Raw genomic sequence first — 706 nt, forward strand, 5'->3', positions numbered from 1 at the left:
ATGATGACGGCGGCCACCGGCGCGGGCACGCCGGCCGGCGGGGTGGGAACGGTGTAAAGGTGGTGCTGGGCGAGCAGGGTCGGCGGCAGGGTCGGATCGAACGGCAGCGCACCGGTGAGCAGCTCATAGAGCATCACTCCCAGGGCGTACAAGTCGGTGGCCGGGCCCAGCCGTCTGGCGAGGAGCTGTTCGGGGGCCATGTACCGGGGGGTGCCGATAACCGCGCTGGCGGTGGTCGCGGACCCTTCCACGAGTTTCGCGATGCCGAAGTCGGTGACTTTGAGCAGCCCGGCGGTGTCGAACAGGATGTTGTCGGGTTTGATGTCGCGGTGCAGCACACCCCGTTGGTGCGCGCAGCCCAGCGCCGCGGCCACCGCCAGCCCGACCGCGCAGGCGGTTTCGTGAGGCATGCCGGCCCGACGGCGGGTCAGGGTCCCGCCACCCAGCAGTTCCATGACGATCAGATGGAGGTCGCCGGCGGGGATGGAGTCGTAGACCCGCACCACATGCGGATGGTCGAGGGCGGCGAGCAGCCGCGCCTCGGCACGGCTGCTCGCCGCGGCCTCGTCGGTGCCCGCGGCCAGGATTTTGATGGCTACCGGGCGGTCCAGCTCGCGGTGCCGGCCCTTCACCACCAGCCCGAAAGCTCCCCGGCCGAGGACCTCGCCGAGTTCGTAGGCGGGCAGCGCCGCGGCCACCTGCGCCT

The 706-nt window shown here is 71.4% G+C and carries 1 protein-coding gene; it reads right to left on the reverse strand.

What is annotated here, in order from left to right; translation table 11 throughout:
- A partial coding sequence (locus DD1DGNOD_RS11035) for a serine/threonine-protein kinase (RefSeq protein WP_241255651.1) occupies positions 1-706 on the reverse strand: 706 nt, incomplete at both ends.

It is taken from the genome of Candidatus Protofrankia californiensis, from assembly GCF_900634765.1.
In the GTDB taxonomy this organism is placed as follows: Bacteria; Actinomycetota; Actinomycetes; order Frankiales; family Frankiaceae; genus Protofrankia; species Protofrankia californiensis.